Origin of the sequence: Clostridium sp., assembly GCF_036660475.1 — a bacterium.
Lineage (GTDB): Bacteria > Bacillota > Clostridia > Clostridiales > Clostridiaceae > Clostridium_J.
This window is the reverse complement of record NZ_JAVXAO010000019.1, coordinates 1-21,847: the sequence shown is the minus strand read 5'-3', so window position 1 is coordinate 21,847 and position 21,847 is coordinate 1. Positions and strand designations below refer to the sequence as shown.

The following is a 21,847-nucleotide window of genomic DNA, read 5'->3' as shown; positions in this document are numbered from 1 at the left end:
ACATGATTTAAACTTATTAAAAAATCAAATACTAATAAATCAAACTAGGAGGTAACTTAATGAACGTTTATTCAGACAATGCTGCAACATCATTTCCAAAACCTAATTGTGTTTATAATGATATCTTAAACTATATGACTAACATCGGTGGTAATCCAGGTCGTGGTGCATCCACTTCTTCCCTAAAGGGAAATAAGGTTATATTTGACTGCAGACATGCTTTGTGCGATCTTTTTAATTTTCAAGATACTAAAAATGTAATCTTTACTTCCAATATTACAACGTCTTTAAATATGTTAATAAAAGGTGTAGTTAAACCGGGATGGCATGTTATAACTTCATCAATGGATCATAATAGCACCCTAAGAACATTAAATGAGCTTAGTAATAAAGGCTTAATTGAACTTGATATCATAGAATGTAATGAAATAGGTGAACTTAATATAGATACATTTAAAAGTAAAATTAAAGGTAATACTAAACTTGTATGTCTTTCCCATGGTTCTAATGTAGTAGGTACTATACAGCCTCTCGAAGCTGTAGGTGCTATATGTAAAGAAAATGATATTTTTTTTGTTATTGATACCGCTCAGACTGCTGGTGTAATTGAACTTGATTTTAAAAAGCTTAATTGCAATGCGCTAGCTTTTACAGGCCACAAAAGTTTACTTGGACCCCAAGGTATAGGTGGTTTTATAATAGATGATTCTATGAATGAAGTGTGTTCACCATTGATTGTTGGTGGAACTGGAAGCCTTTCTTCTGATATACTTCAACCTATTTTTCTACCAGATAAATTTGAAAGTGGCACTATAAATTCACCTGGTATAGCTGGACTACTTTCTGGTGTATCGTTTTTAAAAAATGAAGGTTTATCAACAATAAAGGAACATGAAGATTATCTTACCAAAAAATTTATAGAGGGTGTTTTAAATATACCTTCGATAAAAGTATATGGAAATTTAACTACTGATAATAGAACTTCTACAATTTCCATTAATTCAACTCTTATGGATAATAGTGAATTAGGGTTTATTCTTGATTCTGAGTACAATATAATAACACGAACTGGTCTACATTGTGCTCCTTTAGCTCATAAAACCATAGGAACTTTCCCTATGGGGACTCTAAGGTTTAGTTTTGGATATTTCAATGATGATAAAGATGTATCATATATTTTATCTTCTATAAATTCAATTATAAAAAATATTGGATAATCCAATTTATTCATGTATTAAATGTATATAATTGGTAATACTTTCTGTTATAGGAGGTGCTACATATGATTAAAAAAGTTATTTTCGATGCTTTATCCGATAACTGTATATATAATATAAGAGAAACTATTTCTCCAGAGTTAGTTCAAGCTATTAAAGATAATAAAGATATCGTCATACTATGTATAGGAACTGACCGTTCTACTGGAGATAGTTTAGGCCCTATTGTTGGAGATAAACTTAAATTTTTAGTTAGAGATAGAGTTTTTATTTATGGTGATTTAGAACATCCCGTAAATGCTAAAAACATTTCAGATACATATAATTTTATAATAAATAAACATATTAATTCATTTATTATAGCCATAGATGCTTCTTTAGGAAGTCTTCAACATGTTGGTAATGTTATAATTGAATCCAAACCACTATCACCTGGTTTGGCATTAAATAAAAATTTACCACGTGTAGGTAATTTAAGTATTACCGGTGTTGTAAATATATCTGGATCTCTTGAATTTATAGTTCTTCAGAATACTAGACTATATATCGTCATGAAATTAGCTGAAGTAATATCCTCTGGTTTATATCATGCAATACTGAAAACCGTCGGTGGACGTAAATCATCCACTTCATGTCTTAATGACGATGTATTAGACATTACTGAAATATAATAATAAAGGATATGTATAACAAATGTTTCACATGAAACATTTGTTATACATATCCTTTTCATTTCCATTACGATTATCTAATTTTATTATTGTTTGTATTTATTGCTTGATGTAATACATTATTTTCTTCTTCTGATAAATCATATCTCGATATACCTTTATCTATTGGCTTAGCATATGTAATACTTTCATTTCTGGAATAAATGCTCGTAATTATTACTCCACTATTATTTCCATCTAATATTGATATTGAATAACTTAAATCACTAGCAAAATCTTCAAAAGCCTTATATCTTTTTATCGCTACCTTCTGAACGCATGAAGTTAACGCCATTGAAGTTTCATCACAAATAGATCTTACCTCATCTGTAACCTCTTTCATTATATCTATTTTATCTAATGAATTTACTATTAGTTCTTCTAAATTTCTACTATTAGTACCTCTCATTAATTTTCTGTATTTAGATTTCAATCTACTTATTGATACCAATGAACTAATTACTACTATTATTAATATAATAACCAATGTAATTAATCCCAACATTATTATTATCTGATATTTATTAAGAATATCTATTATTTGATCCAATTTAGTCACTCTCCTGTAATTGTTTCACGTGAAACACTATATATTTAAAATTTCTATTATTCTCTGTAAATCTTCTGGTGAATAATATTCTATTTCAATTTTACCTTTATTTTTAGAATTATTATTTATGTTTATCTTTGTGTTAAAGTGATTTTCTAATTTTAACTTTATATCTTTATAATATATATCAGACACATTTCTCTTAATATCTTTTTTATTATCACCTTTGTTATAATTTCTAACTAAAGACTCCGTTTGCCTAACATTTAAATTTTCATCTATGACTCTCTGAGCAATTATATATTGTTCATCTTTATTCTCTAACGCTAATATAGCTCTTCCATGTCCCTCTGAAAGAACACCTTCTATTAAATAAGATTGTATTCTTTCATCTAAATTTAACAATCTTAATGAGTTTGCTATACTACTTCTTGATTTGCAAACTTGTTTACTTATTTCTTCTTGAGTAAGATTAAATTCTTTAAGTAACCTTTTGTATGCCATTGCTTCTTCGATAGGATTTAAATCTTCTCTGATTATATTTTCTATTAATGATATTTCCATAATTTCTACATCAGATAAATCCTTAATGATTACAGGAACTTCACTTAACTTTAATATTTTAGCTGCTCTCCAACGGCGTTCTCCTGCAATTATCATATATACTTCATCTTGTTTTTTTACAACAATTGGTTGTATTATTCCATGCTCCTTAATTGAATTTGCTAACTCAATCAATTTCTCATCATCAAAATGTTTTCTTGGTTGGTCTTTATTTGCTTTGATTAAATTAATATCAATATTTAGAACTTGTTCATTCTCATCTTCGTTATATTTAAACTCATTCTCTGGAATAAGTGATGATAATCCTTTTCCTAAAACACCAGTCTTTTTCATTTTATTTACCTCCTTGTCTACTAATAAACTCTTCTGCCAATGCTTCAAAGGCTTCTGAACCCTTACATTTATCATCGTATAACATTATAGGAAGTCCAAAACTAGGTGATTCAGCTAATTTAACATTCCTCGGTATAAATGTATCATATACTTTATCATTAAAGTGTTTTTTGATTTCATCTACAACCTCATTGCATAATTTTGTTCTACTATCATACATACTCATAATTACACCTTCTATTTCAAGTCCAGTGTTTAAGTATCTTTTTATTAATTGTATAGTACTCATTAATTGTCCTACTCCTTCTAGTGCATAAAACTCACACTGTATAGGTATTAAAACTGAATCTGATGCTGTTAATGCATTGATAGTTAATACTCCTAGTGATGGTGGACAATCTATAAATATATAATCATATTGATCTTTTATTTCATCAATTTTATTTTTTAACACCTTTTCTCTTTGATCTTGACTTATTACCTCAACCTCTGCTGCTGCAAGTGTCATTGTAGATGGTGCAATATAAAAATTATCTACTATTTCACTTTTTTTAATAATTTCACTTAGTGAAACATTACTTGTTAATACATCATACATTGAGCAATGAATTTTTCTCTTGTCTAATCCTAAACCGCTTGTTGTATTTCCTTGTGGATCAATATCTATAGCTAATACTTTTTTACCATTCAGAGCTAAATATGAACATAAATTTATATTAGTAGTTGTCTTTCCAACTCCACCCTTTTGATTGAAAATACATATTACCTTCACTTTATTCCCCCCTTTTATATTCAATTACATGGAAAAACAATAATATAAATATTATTGAACCATTCTATTGACGCTCACATTATTAATAATAATGATTTAGTTGATTTTATAAGTGTTTATCCTATATTTTACTATGTATATATTATATATTGATATACATTATATTTAAAGTAATTATCACTATAATTTATTATATATTTGTAGTTTTTTATCAAAAAATATAATTTAATCGCTCATATATTATGATAATAAAATAATTTTTTTATTATTATAATGTATTAGCGATTAATAAAGTTTTACATGTTAATTTTGCTGCAAATAAAAATATACTAAATGTTTCACGTGAAACATCTAGTATATTTTTACTCATTGCTTATTTCTTTTGTATAGTTATAGTTACCTCTATACTATCTTCTAATTCTTTAGATTTATATTTAGCCTCAACTCCATATTTATCAAAGACTTGTTTTACAGTATTTATATATATTGCAGGACTAAAAGATCCTTTTATTCTTTTTTTACCATCAGCTGCTATATCATTTGTGCTATGAGCTAATTTAAGTAACTCTCTATCTATTAATTCTTCTGTCTTCTTAACATTTAAAGAATTTTTTATTGATGTTTCTACAATTTTTCTTTGCATTTCAGCTGTAGGCAATTTTAATAAAGCTCTTGCATGCCTTTCCGTTAGCTTATTAATAATAATAGTATTAATAATATCTTCATCTAATTTCAGGATTCTAAGTTTATTCGCTATGGTAGATTGCTTTTTTCCTATAACTTCTGATAATTGATCTTGGGTATAAGAATGTACCTTAATTAAATTATGATAAGCTATTGCTTCTTCGTAAAAATTTAAATCTTCTCTTTGTAAATTTTCTAATAACGCTATAGCTGCAGAGTCTTTATCATTAATATTAGCTATTATAGCTGGTACTTTAATCAACCCTGCTTCTTTGGCAGCCCTTAATCTACGCTCCCCAGCAATTAATTCATAATTACTATTCTCTAATCTTCTAACTGATAAAGGTTGAATTATTCCATACATCTTTATCGATTGTGCAAGCTCACTAATTGCTTGTTCCTCAAATACTTTTCTTGGCTGATATTGATTTGGACATATTAAATCAATATCAATATAATTAATAGTATTTTCCATCTTTTACCATCCTTTTATGAAATTCCTTCTTTACTATTAAAATTCTATACAAATCTTAAAAATCCTCTTTAAATAACATAATTTAACAAAAACATTTCTTAATTCTAATTAATAGGATTTTTTGTTACCATTCCAGCTTTTCTTGGATATTTACTTGGTGTATCTTTAACCTTTTTTACAACTAACAAATTATGCTTTAGATCACTACCTTCTATATCTACCTCTATAATTTCTTCGATTACCCCACCAAGTACTCTTAGTGCCACTGTCGCTGATTTAATTTCTTCATCGATTGAAGGTCCCTTTAATGCTACAAAATAGCCTCCAACCTTTACATATGGTAAACACAGTTCTAAAAGAACAGTTAAGTTAGCAACTGCTCTAGATACAGCTACATCAAATGATTGTCTGTATTTCTTATCTTGTGCAAAATCTTCTGCTCTTCCATGAATTGTGTCTATATCATTCAATTTTAATTGCTCTATAACTTCATTAAGAAAATTTATTCTTTTGTTTAGTGAATCTAAAAGCAGTATTGAATTATCTGACTTTACAATTTTCATAGGTATACCTGGGAAACCTCCACCTGTACCTATATCTATAATAGATTTAGCATCTTTAACGTATGGACATTTAAATACTTTTACTGAATCTATAAAGTGCTTCTTTATAATTTCTTCATCTTCAGTTATCGCCGTCAAATTTACCTTTTGATTCCATTCCTTTATAAGTTCTTTATATTTTATAAAGTTATTATACATATTTTCGTCAAAATTTAATCCTTCATTCTGACAAGCTTCTTTTAACATATTAAAATATTCCATTTTATCCTCCAAAATTAAATTTATATTTTCAATTCACACCGACTAATTACTATATATTAATTAGTCGATGTTTTAAATCTTTAGCTTAAAATATATTTACTTGTATTACATCCGCTACTATTTATTATATTTGGTTTTCGATTCTCTTTTTTTGTTCTAAGAATATTAAAAGTACAGTTATATCTGCTGGTGATACTCCCGATATTCTAGATGCTTGCCCGATACTAATCGGTCTAATCGCATTCAACTTTTGTATAGCTTCAGTCCTTAATCCTTTAATTGTATTGTAATCTAGATTTTCTGGTATAAGTTTAGTCTCATATTTTTTAAATTGATTAATTTGCTCTAATTGCTTTGTTATATAACCTTCATACTTAGAAACAATATTTACTTGCTCTGTAACTTGCCAGTTAAGTTCTTCTCTATTCAAATCTAAATCTTTTACATTATAATAATCTAACTCCGAACGCTTAATTAATTCATATAATGATGTTGGTTTTTTTAATTCCGCCGAATCTTTAGTTTCTAAGAATTCATTTACTTCTTTTTTACCAGTTATTTGTACACTTTTTAACCTTTTAATCTCTTCATCAATTTCAGTTCTTTTTTGTTTGAAAGCTTTATACCTATTTTCTGTCACTAACCCTACTTCATAACCAATTTCCGTTAATCTTAAGTCAGCATTATCTTGTCTTAATAAGAGTCTATATTCTGCTCTTGAAGTCATCATTCTATACGGTTCATTAGTTCCTTTTGTAACCAAATCATCTACAAGAACGCCTATATAACAATCTGATCTCCTTAGTATTAAACTCTCTTTACCTCTAATTTTGAGAGCCGCATTTATCCCCGCTAATATACCTTGACCTGCAGCTTCTTCATATCCAGAACTTCCATTAACTTGACCTGCTGAAAATAATCCATCTATATCTTTAAATTCTAATGACAATTTTAACTGTGTTGGATCAATACAATCATATTCTATTGCATATCCAGTTCTCATCACTTCCACATTTTCAAGACCTTCTATAGTTCTTAGGAATGCTATCTGTACATCTTCTGGAAGGGAACTACTCATCCCCTGAACATACATTTCCTCAGTATTCTCACCCTCTGGCTCTATAAATAACTGATGCCTCTCCTTATCTCTAAACCTCATTACCTTATCTTCTATTGATGGACAATATCTAGGTCCTGTACTCTTTAAAGCTCCATTATAAAGTGGAGATCTATCTATATTCTCTAATATAACATCATGAGTTTTACTATTAGTATATGTTAGATAGCAAGATACTTGATCTCTCTTGATATCTCCGCTCATAAATGAGAATGGTACTACCTTTTCATCACCCTTTTGCTCTTCCATTTTAGAAAAGTCTATTGACCTTGCATTTATTCTTGCTGGAGTTCCTGTTTTAAACCGTCTTAATGATATGCCTAACTCCGTTAATGATTTAGATAATTCATTAGCTGGAAATAATCCACTTGGTCCCTCATTACATACAATCTCTCCAACTATAACTTGTGATTTAAGATAAGTCCCACTAGTTAATATTACACTTTTACAACTAAAATAAGCTCCATATTTGGTAAGGACACCTTTTACAACTTTATTCGGAGCATCAATACTAACAACTTCTATCTGTTTTAAATATAAATTAGGTTCTTTTTCTATTACATTTTTCATTCTTTCTGAATATCTTTTTCTGTCCGCTTGTGCTCTTAATGAATGTACTGCTGGTCCTTTAGATATATTAAGCATCCTAGATTGAATGTATGTATTATCAATGTTAATACCCATTTCTCCACCTAATGCATCTATTTCTTTAACTAAATGACCCTTCGCAGTGCCTCCTATATTCGGATTACATGGCATAAATCCAACACTATCAAGATTAAGAGTACACATCAATGTCTTTAAACCCATTCTAGCTGTAGCTAACGCTGCCTCACATCCTGCATGACCAGCACCAATTACAACAACATCATATTCACCTGCTAAATATTTCATTATATCACCTACTTACCTAGACAAAAATCTTTAAATATTTTATCTATTATATTTTCTTCGAGGGAGTCCCCTGTTATTTCTCCTAAAAATGACCATGCATTTCTTACATCAATAGATGCTAAATCTATTGCAAATGTATTTTTCAATATCTCTATAGCACTATCTATAGATTCATATGCTCTAAACAGTGCTTCTTTATGTCTTGTATTTGTTATTATAACATTATTAGTGCTAATCTCACCCTTAAAAAACAATTCTTTTATAGATGTTCTTACTTCATCTATACCTTCCCCTGTTTTAGCTGATATACTAAACATATTATTACAATTTAAGTACTTTAAATCATCCTTAGCTACTTGCATATTTAAGTCACTCTTATTTAACAATATCATATATTTTTTATCTGTTATGTATCTAATAATCTCTTTATCCTCATTGCTTAACTCATTGCTAGAATCTAATATTAATATAATCAAATCCGCTGACTCAATTTTTTCTTTTGATTTTTCTACACCAATTTTTTCTACAACATCCTCAGTATCTCTTATCCCTGCTGTATCTATTATTTTTATAGGTACTCCGGATATATTAATATATTCTTCAATAACATCCCTTGTGGTTCCTGGTATATCCGTAACTATAGCTCTATTTTCTTTAGTTAATGCATTTAGAAGTGATGATTTACCTACATTAGGCTTTCCTACAATTACAGTACTTAATCCTTCTCTTAGTATTTTACCTTCCTCAGCAGTGTCTATCAGTCTCTTTATCTCCATTCTAACGATATTTAAATCTTTTATAGCCATTTCTGCCGTAACTTCTTCTAAATCATCTTCTGGATAATCAACTGTAGCTTCAATGTGTGCAATTGTAGAAATTAAACTCTCTCTAAGATCTTTTATTTCCTTGGAAATTACACCCTCACTCTGCATTAATGCTGATTTCATACTAAGTTCTGTCTTTGCATTTATTATATCAATTACAGCTTCTGCCTGCGATAAATCTATTCTTCCATTCAAAAACGCCCTCTTAGTAAATTCACCTGGCTCAGCAAGTCTAACCCCCTGTTTTATAACAGTTTCTAGAACTTTATTAGTTGCAACAACACCACCATGGCAATTTATTTCTATTGTGTCTTCTGCTGTAAAACTTCTTGGTCCCTTCATAAATGAAATTATAACTTCATCTATATGATTATCATTGTTATCTACTATGTATCCATATCGCATGGTATAAGTTTTCATATCCATAATTGAATTACCGTTTTTAGCTCGGAATATGTTATCAACTAATTTTTTTGATTTATCTCCTGAAACTCTTATTACAGCAAGCCCACCTTCACCAATACTCGTCGATATTGCTCCTATTGTATCAAAATCTTTCATTTTCTTCCCTCCTATTAAAATATACTACATATATTCTCATAATAAATTATGCCTATTATATATTCATAATATAAATTTTACCCATAAAATCTCATTGTATCACATAGTATAAAAAATAAAAAGAAAGCCTAGTAGGCTTTCTTTGCTTCAATAACAACTCTTCTATATGGTTCGTCACCTTCACTATGAGTAGTTACATATTCATTATTTTGAAGTGTTGAATGTATAACTCTTCTCTCATAAGGGTTCATAGGTTCAAGCTTAAGTAGCTTTCCGCTCTCAACAACCTTATCACCCATCTTGAAGGCCAATTTTTTAAGAGTCTCTTCCCTATTATGCCTGTAATTAACAGTATCAAGGATTATTCTCTTATATGTTTCATCATGGTTTTTGTTTACAACTAAACTTACTAAATATTGAAGTGAATCTAATGTTTCACCTCTATACCCTATTAAAACACCCATGCTAGGTCCTATTAAATTAATTTTTATTTCATTATTAACTTCTTTTATATCAATTTCTGCTTTTATATTCATAGCATTTAATACATCTTCTAAAAATTTAGTTGCATCTCCAATATAATCTCTCTTTAAAGTAACCTTAACCTTTGCTGGCTTAACACCTATTATATTTAAAAATCCTTTGCTACCTTCTTCTAAGACTTCAATTATAACCTTATCTTCTGTAACATTTAATTCTTTTAAGGCATTTTTTATAGCTTCTTCAGCAGTCTTGCCAATCATCTCAATATTTTTCATGCTTTAGATACCGCCCTTTCAATAATAAAATGGTTTATTATGCAACTTCAGTTGTAGGCTTTTTATAAATTTTATTTAAAATCATAGATTGTGCCATTTGAATTAAGTTTCCGATAGTCCAATAAAGTACTAGTGCACCTTCAAATTTAAGTGACATAAATCCAAAGAAAACTGACATACCTATATTCATCATACCCGTTTGTTTAGCTGCATCACCTGTTGCAGGTTGCATTGATCTAGTTGAGAAATAAGTAGTTAATCCAGAAATTATAGGTAATATCATTGTTGGATCTGGTTTCATTAAATCAGGCATCCATAAAAATCCTGCTCCCTGATAATCAATTGATTTAAACACATAGAATAATGCAATAATTATTGGAAATTGAATTAACATTGGTAAACATCCACTAAGTGGTGATACATTGTTTTCTTTATACATCTTCATCATTTCTGTTTGTTGTCTTTGTGGGTCATTTTTGTATTTAGCTTGAAGTTTTTGAACTTCTGGTTGAATAGCACTCATTTTCGCTGTTGATTTTGTTTGTTTTAATGATAATGGTAATAAACAAATTTTAGCTACTAATGTAAATATAATTATTGCAACTCCAAATGATATATTCGGATTTGCAATAATTGACTCAACAATTCCATGTATTGCATTAAATCCTTGTATAAATATTCCAGATAAGAAATTTGTCAAATTAACCCCTCCCAGATTCTACTATTTAATTAATCTATTCTATTATTTAACAGGGTCATATCCTCCTTTATGATAAGGATGACACCTTAAAATTCGCTTAATAGACATAAAGCCCCCTTTGATTGCACCATATTTTTCAATAGCTTGTATTGCATATACTGAACAACTCGGTTCATATATGCAACATGGTGTTTTCATGGGAGATATATATTTTCTATAAAATTTAATTACTATTATTAATATTTTCTTTAGCATTGTTAATCCCTGATTTTCTAAATAAATATTTTACTGAGTTCTCAATCTCTTTGTAACTTTTATCACTTGAAGCACTTCTTGCAACAAAAACTAAATCATAACCTTGTTTTAACCCAATTTTATTTAGTCTAGCACTTTCACTTATAAGTCTCTTTACTCTACTTCTAACAACACTCTTCCCAACCTTTTTGCTTACTGATATACCTATTCTATTGATTCCTTTATTATTTTTAAATATGTATAACACTAATAAGGATGTAGATGAAGATTTACCTCGTCTATAAACTAATCTAAACTCGGGGTTCTTTCTAAGCCTTTCTTCTTTCATAGTTACCTGTTGCTCACTTTCTTTTTACAGAAAAAGGCCACATTAGCGGCCCTTATGCTGTCAATTTTTTTCTTCCTTTTTGTCTTCTTCTTCTAAGAACATTTCTTCCAGAAGCTGAACTCATTCTTTTTCTGAATCCGTGTTCTTTCTTTCTATGTCTTTTTTTAGGTTGGTATGTCATGAACATTTGCTGCACCCCCTTCACTATACTAATATTATTTATAGTAATTAACTTATCACTACTTTATAAGTTTCACTATTAGATTATAAATGTAAGTACTAGTAATGTCAAGATAACTATTTAGAACAATTTATTACATCCTTAATGTGTCATAATTTCTTATATTTTAAACATTATTGTTAATAAATTTTCCACAAAAACTTTTTTTTGTGGATAACTTATTGAATAGCTTTAAATCTTTTGTTATTATTAATCTATATTGTTAATAAGTTATTTTTGAAACAAGTTATACACAACCTGTTGATTAAACTGTTAATAACTACAGTTTATATGCATCTTTTTGTATTTTTTTATTAAATACACTAGTTTGTCCAATTATTTTTATGTGTATAACTTTATTTTTCGTATTGTTAATAACAATAACTTAGTTTTTAATATTAATATAAGTTATCAACATGTGCATAAAATATTTAACATTTGTAAACAACTTTAAATATATTAATCATTATGTTAATACACTTGTGGATTAATCTATGTTTATAATACAAGTTATAGATATAAATGTTTTAATAGGAGGATATAAAATGAGCACCTATGTAAAAGAAATTTGGGAAAAAGCATTACAAATACTTAAAACCGAACTAACAGAAGTAAGTTTTAATACTTGGATAAAAAGTATTGACCCATTAAATAGTACTGATTCATCTATAACTCTTGGTGTTCGTAATGACTTCACTAAAGATATATTAGAGAATAGGTATAAAGATTTAATAAAAAATTCAATTCAAGCTGTCTGTAGTAAATCATATTCTATTAATTTCGTGATAGGATCCGAAGAAGCTTCTGATTTAGAATTAAAATCTGGTAAAGATAATTCCAGAAAAAGAACTTTAATTGTTAATGATGAGATGTCTGCAACTCTAAACCCTAAGTATACTTTTGATTCATTTGTAATAGGTAATAGTAATAGATTTGCCCATGCAGCTTCTTTAGCTGTAGCTGAATCTCCTGCTAAAGCCTATAATCCATTATTTATATATGGTGGAGTAGGTCTTGGTAAAACTCACTTAATGCATGCTATTGGTCATTATATTCAAAACGTTAATTCTAAATCAAAAGTTGTTTACGTATCTTCAGAAAAGTTCACAAATGAGCTTATTAATTCTATCAAAGATGACAAAAATGTAGATTTTAGAAATAAATATCGAAATGTAGATGTACTTCTAATTGATGATATTCAATTTATAGCTGGAAAGGAACGTACCCAAGAGGAATTTTTCCATACATTCAATGCTCTACATGATGCAAATAAACAAATTATACTTTCAAGTGATAGACCTCCAAAGGAAATTCCTACATTAGAGGATAGACTTAGATCTAGATTTGAATGGGGTCTTATAGCAGATATCCAAGCACCAGACTTTGAAACTAGAATTGCCATTCTTAAGAAAAAAGCTGATGTAGAAAATCTTAATATTCCTAATGAAGTTATGGTTTATATAGCTACTCAAATTAAATCTAATATTAGAGAGCTTGAGGGGGCACTTATAAGAATAGTTGCCTATTCTTCCCTAACTAATAAAGATATAAGTGTAGATTTAGCTTCTGAAGCTTTAAAAGATATAATTTCAAATAGAAATTCAAGGCAAGTTACTATCGAACTCATACAAGACATTGTATCTAGCTACTACAATTTAAAAATAGAAGATTTTAAGTCTGCACGAAGAACTAGAAATGTATCTTTTCCTAGACAAATAGCCATGTATTTATCTAGAAAGCTTACGGACACATCACTTCCTAAGATAGGTGAAGCATTTGGAGGAAGAGATCATACAACCGTAATTCATGCATATGAGAAAATATCTCAAAGCTTAAAAAAGGATGAAAGTCTTCAATCTGCTGTAGCTGAATTAACAAAAAGAATAAATCAAAAATAGTTAGTAACAGTTGTTCTTAATTGTTAGGCTACGACCTGTGGATTAAATTAAATAAAACTATATATACTTAACAATGTGGATAACTACTTAAAATCACCGATAGTTTATCCACAATTATTTTACATTAAATTTATTGGTATAATTAGCGTTGGGGTACTTATTAACAAACTAACAGCCCCTACTACTATTACTACTATATATTATTATATTATCTAACCTATCTAAGGTATTTTTTTATGTGTATAAGGAGGTCTTTAAAATGAAATTTTTAATAGAAAAAAATTTACTTCAAGATGCAATCTCAGATGTTCAAAAAGCTATCACCGGAAAATCAACATTGCCAATACTTCAAGGTATATATATTTCCGCGAAAGATAACTTTATAACACTTATTGGATCCGATATAGAGGTAAGCATAGAAACTAAAGTACCAGCAAATATTATAGAAGAGGGTGAAGTAGTACTTGATTCTAAGATATTTGGTGAGATTATAAGAAAACTGCCAAATGATATTATAGAAATTAGCAAATTAAGTAATACTGAGTTAGAACTTGCTTGTCAAAAATCAAATGTTCAACTAGTATACTTAAATCCTAATGAATACCCAACGTTACCAAGCATCGAAGAAGATGTTGTATTAACAGTTTCTCAAAAAAAATTAAAGAATATGATAAAATCAACTATATTTGCAATAGCACAAGATGATACTAGACCAATACTCACAGGGGTACTCCTAGAGATAAAAGAAAATAAATTAAATATGGTTGCATTAGATGGATTTAGAGTTGCATTAAAAAGTGAATCTATGAATTGTAAATCTAAAAAAGAATCTGTTATACCAGGAAAAACCCTTGCAGAAGTTTCAAAGATCCTAAAGGATAATGATGAGAATGTTCAAATTACCTTCACTAGAAATCACATATTATTTAATTTTGCAAATACAAAGGTTATATCTAGATTACTAGAAGGTGACTTTATAAAATATGAATCCATAATACCTAAAGAACATAATTTAAAAGTTATCGTAAATAGAAATGAAATATTAGGGTGTATAGAGAGAGCCTCACTTATGGCTAAGGATGGAAATACAAATCTTGTAAAATTCGACATATATGAAGATACATTAGTTGTTACATCCAATTCTCAATTGGGAAAGGCAAGGGAGGAAATGCAGATAATTCTGCAAGGAGAAGGTATTAAAATTGCATTTAACTCTAAATATTTAATAGACGTATTTAAAATAATGGATGGAGATAATATAATTATGGAATTTACATCACCTGTATCTCCATGTGTAATAAAAAACCAGGAAAGTGATAACAATGTTTACTTATTACTTCCTGTAAGGGTTGCTAATAATAATTAGGATGTGAGAAATAATGGTAGAAATAAAAATAGAAACAGAATTTATAAAGCTAGATTCATTCTTAAAATTTTCTGGAGCTACAACTTTGGGATCAGAAGCTAAATTTTTTATTCAAAATGAAGAAGTTAAAGTTAATGATGAGATTGAAGTGAGAAGAGGAAAAAAATTATATAAAAATGATAAGGTTGAGTTTCAAGGTGAAGTTTATATTGTCATATAAAATAAAGGCTGATTTAAAATTCAGCCTTTGATCTTTATAAGAAAAGTTTAGAGTTTGGCTATATTTATATTTTTACAGTAATTTTCACACTTAGAATATATATTATGATATAATTTTAGGTGGGTGTTTTTATGTATGTAAAATATTTGAATTTAATAAATTTTAGAAATTATAGAAATATGACATTAGAGCTATGCAATGGAACTAATGTTTTTCAAGGGGATAATGCCCAAGGTAAAACTAATATTTTAGAATCACTTTATTATTCAAGCGTAGGAAGATCACATAGAACTAATAAAGATAAAGAGCTTATTTCATGGGAAGAGTCAGAGTGTTATTTAAGTGCATATGTAGTTAAAGAACGATTGGATAAAAAAATAAATATAAAACTCTTCAGCAATGGAAAAAAAGCAATAAATATAAATTCTATAAATATATCAAAACTTCAAGAATTAGTTGGTGTACTGAATGTAGTTATGTTTTCACCAGAAGATTTAAATATAGTCAAAGATTCACCGGCATTTAGACGTAGATTTTTGGATATCGAATTATGTAAATTAGATAAAAAGTATTACTACTGTTTATCTTCATACAAAAAAATTCTCAATGAGAGAAATGTGATTCTAAAGAAATTTAATGGTAACATAGATATGATAGATGTATATGATGTTAAATTAGCTGAATTTGGAAGCTACATAATAAGCAGAAGGTTAGATTATATAGATAAACTAAATGCAATTTCCCAAGATATTCATAGTGATATAACTCAAGGAAAAGAAATTATTAGCTTTGAGTATTTAATGCAAATTAAGGATAGCAAAAATTTAAAAGAAGAATTTTATAATTTAATAAAAAAGAATAGACAAAAAGATATAGAAAAAAGAGTTACTTCAATTGGACCTCATCGAGATGATTTTTCTATACTTATAAATAATATGGATGTTAAAATTTTTGGATCACAAGGTCAGCAAAGAACATCTGTTTTGACTATGAAATTTTCATCATTATACATAATAAAGGAGTTAATCGGAGAATATCCATTATTATTACTTGATGATGTATTGTCTGAACTAGATACAAAAAGGCAAGAATATATATTGAAATCTATAAAAGGTATACAAACATTAATTACTTGTACAGGAATTATAGATATAAAAAAACATTTAAAAGATAACAATATTAAAATATTTAATGTTGATAAAGGGAATGTAGAAGAAATAATGTGATGCAGTTAGGAGGAAATACTATGTTTTTACACTTAGGCGAGAGTATAGTAGTGCCAATTAAAGATATAATAGGTATTTTCGATGTAGAATCTACTATGTATAGTCCAGACACAAGTCAATTTTTAAGGTTAGCTGAAGAGGATGGGTTTGTTGAGCGTATAACTAATGATAAACCTAAATCATTTATTATAGCTGAAGTTAATAAGAAAAGTAAGATTTATTTGTCACCAATATCATCTTCGACTTTATGTAAAAGGACCAATATATCATACTGTGAATTTTAGAATAAGTTAGGAGGATAGCTATGAGTAATAATGAAAAATATGATGAGAATCAGATACAAGTCCTTGAAGGACTTGAGGCAGTTAGAAAAAGACCGGGAATGTACATTGGAAGTACTAGTATTAGAGGACTTCATCACTTAGTTTATGAAATAGTAGATAACAGTATAGATGAGGCTTTAGCAGGGTTTTGTCAAAATATAGACGTAACTATTCATGCGGATAATTCAGTGACTGTAGTAGATGATGGTAGAGGTATGCCAGTTGGTATACATCCGAAAATGAATATACCTACGGTTGAGGTTATAATGACAGTCCTTCATGCCGGTGGAAAATTTGGTGGTGGAGGATATAAAGTATCAGGAGGATTGCACGGTGTTGGTGCTTCTGTAGTTAATGCTTTATCAGATTTATGTGAAGTTACAATAAAAAGAGATGGTCACATATGGAATCAAGTTTTTTCAAAGGGAAAATCTATATCTCCATTTAAAGAAATTGGTGATTCAGATGACCACGGTACAACTATTCATTTTATGCCAGATTCAAGCATATTTGAAAGCATAGAGTTTGAATATGAGACATTATCTCAAAGGCTTAGAGAACTTGCATTTCTAAACAAGGGAATAAACATTAAGATTAAAGACGAGCGAGATGGAAAACATAATGAGTTTCATTATGAAGGTGGAATAAAATCATTTGTTGAGTATTTAAATAGAAATAAAGGTAAAATTCATAGTGAGCCAGTTTATATAGATGGTGTAAAAAATACAGTAGCAGTAGAAATAGCATTTCAATACAATGACACATACAACGAAAATTTGTTTTCATTTGCTAATAATATAGATACAGCTGAGGGTGGAACGCACTTAGTTGGATTTAAAACTGCATTAACTAGGATTTTAAATGATTATGCTAAAAAATTTGGATTATTAAAAGAAAATGACAAAAACTTAAGTGGTGAGGATGTAAGGGAAGGATTAACAGCAGTAATATCTGTTAAGCTTACAGACCCTCAATTTGAAGGCCAGACCAAAACAAAACTAGGAAATAGTGAAGTAAGAGGTATAGTTGAGTCAGTGCTTGGAGAAGTTGTAAGTTCATTTTTAGAGGAAAATCCAGCTATAGGAAAAGCTATCATTGATAAAAGTTTAAATGCAGCAAGAGCTAGAGAAGCAGCTAAAAAAGCCCGTGAACTTACAAGAAGAAAATCTGTATTAGAAAGCACAACATTACCAGGTAAACTTGCAGACTGTTCATCTAAAGATCCATCAGAGTGTGAAATTTATATAGTAGAGGGAGACTCTGCGGGGGGTTCTGCAAAGCAAGGAAGAGATAGAAAATTCCAAGCTATACTTCCACTTAGAGGAAAGATAATGAACATAGAGAAACAAAGACTTGATAAGATATTAGCCTCAGAGTCTATAAGGTCTATGATAACTGCATTTGGATCTGGTGTTGGTAAGGATTTTGATGTATCTAAAGTAAGATACTATAAAATCATAATAATGACAGATGCTGATGTAGATGGAGCTCATATTAGAACATTACTATTAACATTCTTTTATAGATACATGAGAGATCTTATAGATAAAGGTCATGTATTTATTGCTCAACCACCACTTTATAAAGTTAAAAAAGGTAAAACAGAAAAATATACTTATAGTGATGCTGAGCTTGAGCAGGTTCTAGTAGAAATTGGTGGAAAAGATAGTGCCACAGATATTCAGAGATACAAAGGACTTGGAGAGATGAATCCAGAGCAATTATGGAGTACTACAATGAATCCAGAAAGCAGAACATTATTGCAGGTAAATGTAGAAGATGCAATGGCTGCAGATGAAATATTTACTATACTTATGGGTGATAAGGTAGAACCACGTAGAGAATTTATACAAGAAAATGCTAGAAAAGTTAGTAATTTAGATATATAGTAATAGGCTATAATAAAGGTAGGTGTAAAAATGGATACTATAGATAAAATAATACCAATTGACATAAAACATGAAATGAAAAAATCTTATATAGATTATGCAATGAGTGTTATAGTTGGAAGAGCGCTACCAGATGTTAGAGATGGATTGAAGCCGGTCCATAGAAGAATATTATTCTCAATGCATGAATTAGGTATAACTTATGAAAAAGGTTATAGAAAATGTGCGAGAATAGTAGGAGATGTACTTGGTAAGTATCATCCACATGGTGATAGTTCTGTTTATGATGCATTAGTTAGAATGGCTCAGGACTTCTCGATAAGATATATGTTAGTAGATGGTCATGGTAACTTTGGATCAGTAGACGGAGATGGCGCAGCTGCAATGAGATATACTGAAGCTAAAATGAGCAAAATAACTAGTCAGATGCTTCGTGATATCAATAAAGAAACAGTAGACTTTATTCCTAACTTTGATGGTGAAGAAAAAGAGCCAGTTGTTTTGCCAGCAAGATTTCCAACATTACTCGTAAATGGATCATCAGGAATAGCTGTTGGTATGGCAACAAACATACCACCTCATAATCTTACTGAGGTAATAAATGCTGTAATAATGTTAATTGATAATCCTGAATCTACAATTGAAGATTTCATGACTGAAATAAAAGGACCAGATTTTCCAACAGGTGGAATAATACTTGGAAGAAGTGGGTTCAGAAGTGCATATGAAACTGGAAGAGGTAGAGTATTAGTTAGATCAAAGGCTGAAATAGAAGAACATAACGGTAGAAATAGAATAATAGTTTCAGAGATACCGTATATGGTTAATAAAGCTAACTTAATAGAGGCTATAGCTAATCTTGTAAAGGAAAAGAAAATCGATGGTATATCTGACTTAAGAGATGAGTCAGATAGAGATGGAATGAGAATCGTTATAGAACTAAAAAGAGATGCAAATGCTAATGTAGTTTTAAATAGACTATATAAACATACAAAGATGCAGGATACTTTTGGTGTTATAATGCTTGCCTTAGTAGATAATGAACCTAAGGTTTTAAATTTAAAACAAATACTTGTTCATTATTTAAATCATCAAAAAGAAGTTGTTACAAGAAGAACTATATTTGATTTAGATAAAGCTAATGCAAGAGCTCACATATTAGAAGGTTTAAGAATAGCACTTGATCATATAGAGGCAGTAATAGCATTGATCAGAGCATCTAAAACTGCACAAGAAGCTAAAAGTGGATTAATAGAAAAATTTAATCTTTCTGATAAGCAGGCTCAAGCAATATTAGATTTGAGATTACAAAGGTTAACAGGCTTAGAGAGAGATAAAATTGAAGAAGAGTATAATGAATTAATGAATACTGTAGCTTATCTGCAATCAATATTAAATAGCGAAGAAATACTTTTAAATATAATAAAAGATGAGTTAATAGAGATTAAAACAAAATATGGGGACGAGAGAAGAAGTGTTATAGAGAAAAATCCATATAGTTTTGAAGATGAAGACTTAATAGATAATGAGGATATTGTAATTACATTGACTCATGGTGGTTATATAAAGAGAATACCAGCAGATACTTATAACGCCCAAAAAAGAGGGGGAAGGGGTATACAAGGTATAACTACAAAGGAAGATGACTTTGTGGAACATATTTTAATAACTCCAACGCTAAATAATATAATATTCTTTACCAACAAGGGAAAAGCATATAAATTAAAGGCGTATGAGATTCCAGAAGCAGGAAGAACAGCAAAAGGAACTAATGTAGTTAATATATTACCATTGGATGCTGATGAGAATATACAAGCAGTTATGTCCATAAAGACATTTGATAAAGAAAATTATCTATTAATGGGTACTAAATCAGGTATGGTTAAAAAGACATCATTAGATAAATTTGAAAACATAAGAAAAAATGGATTAAATGCTATAAATCTAAAAGAAGATGATGAAATTGTTGGAGTTAGAATAACAAAAGGCAATGACGAAGTTTTATTTGTAACTAAAGATGGTTACTCAATTAGATTTAATGAGTCAGAAGTTAGAAATATGGGAAGAACTACAACAGGAGTAAAAGCTATAAATCTAAGGGATAATGATTTTGCAGTATCTATGGTTATAGCTAAAGAAGATGAAGAGTTGCTCGTAATAAGTGAAAAAGGTTTTGGAAAAAGAACAGCTATATCCAACTACACACTTCAAAGAAGAGGTGGAAAGGGTATAAAAACTTATAAAATTTCAGATAAAACAGGAAATGTTGTAAGTGGTAGAGTTGTTAGAGATGTTGATGAAATGATGCTTATTAATAGCAATGGTATAATAATAAGAATCAATGTTAGCGATATATCAACAACTAGCAGAAATGCAATGGGTGTTACACTTATGAAAACTGGTGGAGATGTTAATATAGTGGCTGTTGCAAAGATTAATTATAATAGTGAAAATATAAAACTACAGGATGAGCAGATATTGATAGATGAATTACCTAGTGATCAAATATTAATAGACGAGGATATTTTAATTGAAGAAGTTGAGAGTGACTTAGAATAAATATAATTAATTAAAAAAGTAGCATCTAAACTATAGAAGTAGTTTGGGTGCTATTTTTTTATTATCAAGAATGATGGTAATTGAATTTATGTGTAACTTATAAGTGTTAATTATTAATTAGGTGGAAACTTAAATGTAAAACTACATTATAAAGAATCGTTATTATCCTGTACCAGAGGTAGCTTAAATATGAATATATGTGAGCTTCAATAGATAAACAATAGTATGGATTTTAAAATTAATAACTATAAAACAATGAATAATAAAGAAACACAACCACGTGTATCAATATAAGAATTAACTAGTATTCTTATGGATTATTGAGTAAATTTACATTAATGGTGGATAAATAAGATTATGCAATAAGTATATATTAAATAATAATGGTAAGATAAATCTTGTCGCTGAGAGATGCGATAAACACAGAATACTAAATAATAAAACTTGAAAAAAGTTTTTAAAAGTATTGACAGATAAGAAATTATCTAGTAGAATTAAAAGAGTCGTCGGGAGTAACTGATGATTAAAATGGTCTTTGAAAATTAAACAGAGAAAAAGGTAAAACCAGTTAATTCGATAG

21 protein-coding genes are annotated in these 21,847 nt (G+C 29.0%); 9 read left to right on the top strand and 12 right to left on the bottom strand.

Annotation, left to right across the window (positions count from 1 at the left end):
* The first annotated feature begins 59 nt into the window (after positions 1-59).
* Together RSA29_RS17620 and yyaC are read left to right on the top strand one after the other, a co-directional pair.
* Entirely contained in the window at positions 60-1,217 is a 1,158-nt protein-coding gene (locus RSA29_RS17620; RefSeq protein WP_346944167.1) for an aminotransferase class V-fold PLP-dependent enzyme, read from the top strand.
* Between the two features lie 65 nt (positions 1,218-1,282).
* The gene (yyaC, locus tag RSA29_RS17615; RefSeq protein ID WP_346944168.1) at positions 1,283-1,888 is read left to right on the top strand and encodes a spore protease YyaC; all 606 of its coding nucleotides are present in this window, start codon (positions 1,283-1,285) and stop codon (positions 1,886-1,888) included.
* A 73-nt stretch (positions 1,889-1,961) separates the two neighbouring features.
* Here the strand turns inward: yyaC and RSA29_RS17610 are convergent, their stop codons facing one another.
* The 12 genes from RSA29_RS17610 to rpmH all read right to left on the bottom strand — a co-directional run bounded on the left by RSA29_RS17610 (position 1,962) and on the right by rpmH (position 11,753).
* Positions 1,962-2,432 carry a DUF4446 family protein gene (locus RSA29_RS17610; protein WP_346944175.1) on the bottom strand — a complete coding sequence of 157 codons (471 nt, stop codon included), beginning with the start codon at positions 2,430-2,432 and terminating at the stop codon, positions 1,962-1,964.
* An 81-nt stretch (positions 2,433-2,513) separates the two neighbouring features.
* Complete coding sequence (locus RSA29_RS17605) at positions 2,514-3,374, bottom strand: ParB/RepB/Spo0J family partition protein (RefSeq protein ID WP_346934201.1); 861 nt, start codon at positions 3,372-3,374, stop codon at positions 2,514-2,516.
* A gap of 1 nt (position 3,375) precedes the next feature.
* The gene (locus RSA29_RS17600) at positions 3,376-4,146 is read right to left on the bottom strand and encodes a ParA family protein (protein WP_346944169.1); all 771 of its coding nucleotides are present in this window, start codon (positions 4,144-4,146) and stop codon (positions 3,376-3,378) included.
* Positions 4,147-4,519: 373 nt separating this feature from the next.
* On the bottom strand, positions 4,520-5,305 hold the full coding sequence (locus tag RSA29_RS17595) for a ParB/RepB/Spo0J family partition protein (protein ID WP_346944170.1): 786 nt from the start codon (positions 5,303-5,305) through the stop codon (positions 4,520-4,522).
* A gap of 104 nt (positions 5,306-5,409) precedes the next feature.
* Positions 5,410-6,129, bottom strand: a complete 720-nt coding sequence (gene rsmG, locus RSA29_RS17590; protein ID WP_346944171.1) for a 16S rRNA (guanine(527)-N(7))-methyltransferase RsmG — start codon at positions 6,127-6,129, stop codon at positions 5,410-5,412.
* Between the two features lie 124 nt (positions 6,130-6,253).
* Positions 6,254-8,143 (bottom strand): tRNA uridine-5-carboxymethylaminomethyl(34) synthesis enzyme MnmG, encoded by a 1,890-nt coding sequence (gene mnmG / locus RSA29_RS17585; RefSeq protein ID WP_346944176.1) that lies wholly within the window; start codon positions 8,141-8,143, stop codon positions 6,254-6,256.
* A 5-nt stretch (positions 8,144-8,148) separates the two neighbouring features.
* The gene (mnmE, locus tag RSA29_RS17580) at positions 8,149-9,525 is read right to left on the bottom strand and encodes a tRNA uridine-5-carboxymethylaminomethyl(34) synthesis GTPase MnmE (RefSeq protein WP_346944172.1); all 1,377 of its coding nucleotides are present in this window, start codon (positions 9,523-9,525) and stop codon (positions 8,149-8,151) included.
* Between the two features lie 128 nt (positions 9,526-9,653).
* On the bottom strand, positions 9,654-10,283 hold the full coding sequence (gene jag, locus RSA29_RS17575; protein ID WP_346934207.1) for an RNA-binding cell elongation regulator Jag/EloR: 630 nt from the start codon (positions 10,281-10,283) through the stop codon (positions 9,654-9,656).
* A 37-nt stretch (positions 10,284-10,320) separates the two neighbouring features.
* The gene (gene yidC, locus RSA29_RS17570; RefSeq protein WP_346944173.1) at positions 10,321-10,983 is read right to left on the bottom strand and encodes a membrane protein insertase YidC; all 663 of its coding nucleotides are present in this window, start codon (positions 10,981-10,983) and stop codon (positions 10,321-10,323) included.
* Between the two features lie 42 nt (positions 10,984-11,025).
* Positions 11,026-11,238, bottom strand: a complete 213-nt coding sequence (gene yidD / locus RSA29_RS17565) for a membrane protein insertion efficiency factor YidD (RefSeq protein ID WP_346934209.1) — start codon at positions 11,236-11,238, stop codon at positions 11,026-11,028.
* Positions 11,207-11,566, bottom strand: a complete 360-nt coding sequence (gene rnpA, locus RSA29_RS17560) for a ribonuclease P protein component (RefSeq protein WP_346944174.1) — start codon at positions 11,564-11,566, stop codon at positions 11,207-11,209. The genes yidD and rnpA overlap by 32 nt, the downstream gene beginning before the upstream one ends.
* A gap of 52 nt (positions 11,567-11,618) precedes the next feature.
* Positions 11,619-11,753, bottom strand: coding sequence for a 50S ribosomal protein L34 (rpmH, locus tag RSA29_RS17555; protein ID WP_346934211.1), 135 nt, complete (start codon positions 11,751-11,753; stop codon positions 11,619-11,621).
* A 578-nt stretch (positions 11,754-12,331) separates the two neighbouring features.
* On the opposite strand from rpmH, the gene dnaA reads away from it, so the two are divergent.
* The 7 genes from dnaA to gyrA all read left to right on the top strand — a co-directional run bounded on the left by dnaA (position 12,332) and on the right by gyrA (position 21,267).
* On the top strand, positions 12,332-13,684 hold the full coding sequence (gene dnaA / locus RSA29_RS17550) for a chromosomal replication initiator protein DnaA (RefSeq protein WP_346934212.1): 1,353 nt from the start codon (positions 12,332-12,334) through the stop codon (positions 13,682-13,684).
* Positions 13,685-13,943: 259 nt separating this feature from the next.
* Positions 13,944-15,050 (top strand): DNA polymerase III subunit beta, encoded by a 1,107-nt coding sequence (gene dnaN / locus RSA29_RS17545; RefSeq protein WP_346944319.1) that lies wholly within the window; start codon positions 13,944-13,946, stop codon positions 15,048-15,050.
* 13 nt (positions 15,051-15,063) lie between these two features.
* Positions 15,064-15,270 (top strand): S4 domain-containing protein YaaA, encoded by a 207-nt coding sequence (yaaA, locus tag RSA29_RS17540; RefSeq protein ID WP_346944318.1) that lies wholly within the window; start codon positions 15,064-15,066, stop codon positions 15,268-15,270.
* 131 nt (positions 15,271-15,401) lie between these two features.
* Positions 15,402-16,496, top strand: a complete 1,095-nt coding sequence (gene recF / locus RSA29_RS17535; RefSeq protein ID WP_346944317.1) for a DNA replication/repair protein RecF — start codon at positions 15,402-15,404, stop codon at positions 16,494-16,496.
* Positions 16,497-16,516: 20 nt separating this feature from the next.
* Positions 16,517-16,780 carry an extracellular matrix/biofilm biosynthesis regulator RemA family protein gene (locus tag RSA29_RS17530; RefSeq protein WP_346934216.1) on the top strand — a complete coding sequence of 88 codons (264 nt, stop codon included), beginning with the start codon at positions 16,517-16,519 and terminating at the stop codon, positions 16,778-16,780.
* A gap of 20 nt (positions 16,781-16,800) precedes the next feature.
* On the top strand, positions 16,801-18,708 hold the full coding sequence (gene gyrB / locus RSA29_RS17525; protein WP_346934217.1) for a DNA topoisomerase (ATP-hydrolyzing) subunit B: 1,908 nt from the start codon (positions 16,801-16,803) through the stop codon (positions 18,706-18,708).
* 30 nt (positions 18,709-18,738) lie between these two features.
* The gene (gene gyrA / locus RSA29_RS17520) at positions 18,739-21,267 is read left to right on the top strand and encodes a DNA gyrase subunit A (RefSeq protein WP_346944316.1); all 2,529 of its coding nucleotides are present in this window, start codon (positions 18,739-18,741) and stop codon (positions 21,265-21,267) included.
* Positions 21,268-21,847 lie beyond the last annotated feature (580 nt).

Excerpts from the sequence above, each read along its gene's own strand:
- gyrA (WP_346944316.1), top strand. The coding sequence starts at position 18,739 with ATGGATACTATAGATAAAATAATACCAATTGACATAAAACATGAAATG.
- dnaN (WP_346944319.1), top strand. The coding sequence starts at position 13,944 with ATGAAATTTTTAATAGAAAAAAATTTACTTCAAGATGCAATCTCAGAT.
- dnaA (WP_346934212.1), top strand. The coding sequence starts at position 12,332 with ATGAGCACCTATGTAAAAGAAATTTGGGAAAAAGCATTACAAATACTT.
- rnpA (WP_346944174.1), bottom strand. The coding sequence starts at position 11,566 with ATGAAAGAAGAAAGGCTTAGAAAGAACCCCGAGTTTAGATTAGTTTAT.
- RSA29_RS17605 (WP_346934201.1), bottom strand. The coding sequence starts at position 3,374 with ATGAAAAAGACTGGTGTTTTAGGAAAAGGATTATCATCACTTATTCCA.
- jag (WP_346934207.1), bottom strand. The coding sequence starts at position 10,283 with ATGAAAAATATTGAGATGATTGGCAAGACTGCTGAAGAAGCTATAAAA.
- rsmG (WP_346944171.1), bottom strand. The coding sequence starts at position 6,129 with ATGGAATATTTTAATATGTTAAAAGAAGCTTGTCAGAATGAAGGATTA.
- RSA29_RS17595 (WP_346944170.1), bottom strand. The coding sequence starts at position 5,305 with ATGGAAAATACTATTAATTATATTGATATTGATTTAATATGTCCAAAT.
- rpmH (WP_346934211.1), bottom strand. The coding sequence starts at position 11,753 with ATGTTCATGACATACCAACCTAAAAAAAGACATAGAAAGAAAGAACAC.
- RSA29_RS17610 (WP_346944175.1), bottom strand. The coding sequence starts at position 2,432 with ATGTTGGGATTAATTACATTGGTTATTATATTAATAATAGTAGTAATT.
- gyrB (WP_346934217.1), top strand. The coding sequence starts at position 16,801 with ATGAGTAATAATGAAAAATATGATGAGAATCAGATACAAGTCCTTGAA.
- mnmE (WP_346944172.1), bottom strand. The coding sequence starts at position 9,525 with ATGAAAGATTTTGATACAATAGGAGCAATATCGACGAGTATTGGTGAA.
- yaaA (WP_346944318.1), top strand. The coding sequence starts at position 15,064 with ATGGTAGAAATAAAAATAGAAACAGAATTTATAAAGCTAGATTCATTC.
- RSA29_RS17530 (WP_346934216.1), top strand. The coding sequence starts at position 16,517 with ATGTTTTTACACTTAGGCGAGAGTATAGTAGTGCCAATTAAAGATATA.
- recF (WP_346944317.1), top strand. The coding sequence starts at position 15,402 with ATGTATGTAAAATATTTGAATTTAATAAATTTTAGAAATTATAGAAAT.
- yidD (WP_346934209.1), bottom strand. The coding sequence starts at position 11,238 with ATGCTAAAGAAAATATTAATAATAGTAATTAAATTTTATAGAAAATAT.
- yyaC (WP_346944168.1), top strand. The coding sequence starts at position 1,283 with ATGATTAAAAAAGTTATTTTCGATGCTTTATCCGATAACTGTATATAT.
- RSA29_RS17620 (WP_346944167.1), top strand. The coding sequence starts at position 60 with ATGAACGTTTATTCAGACAATGCTGCAACATCATTTCCAAAACCTAAT.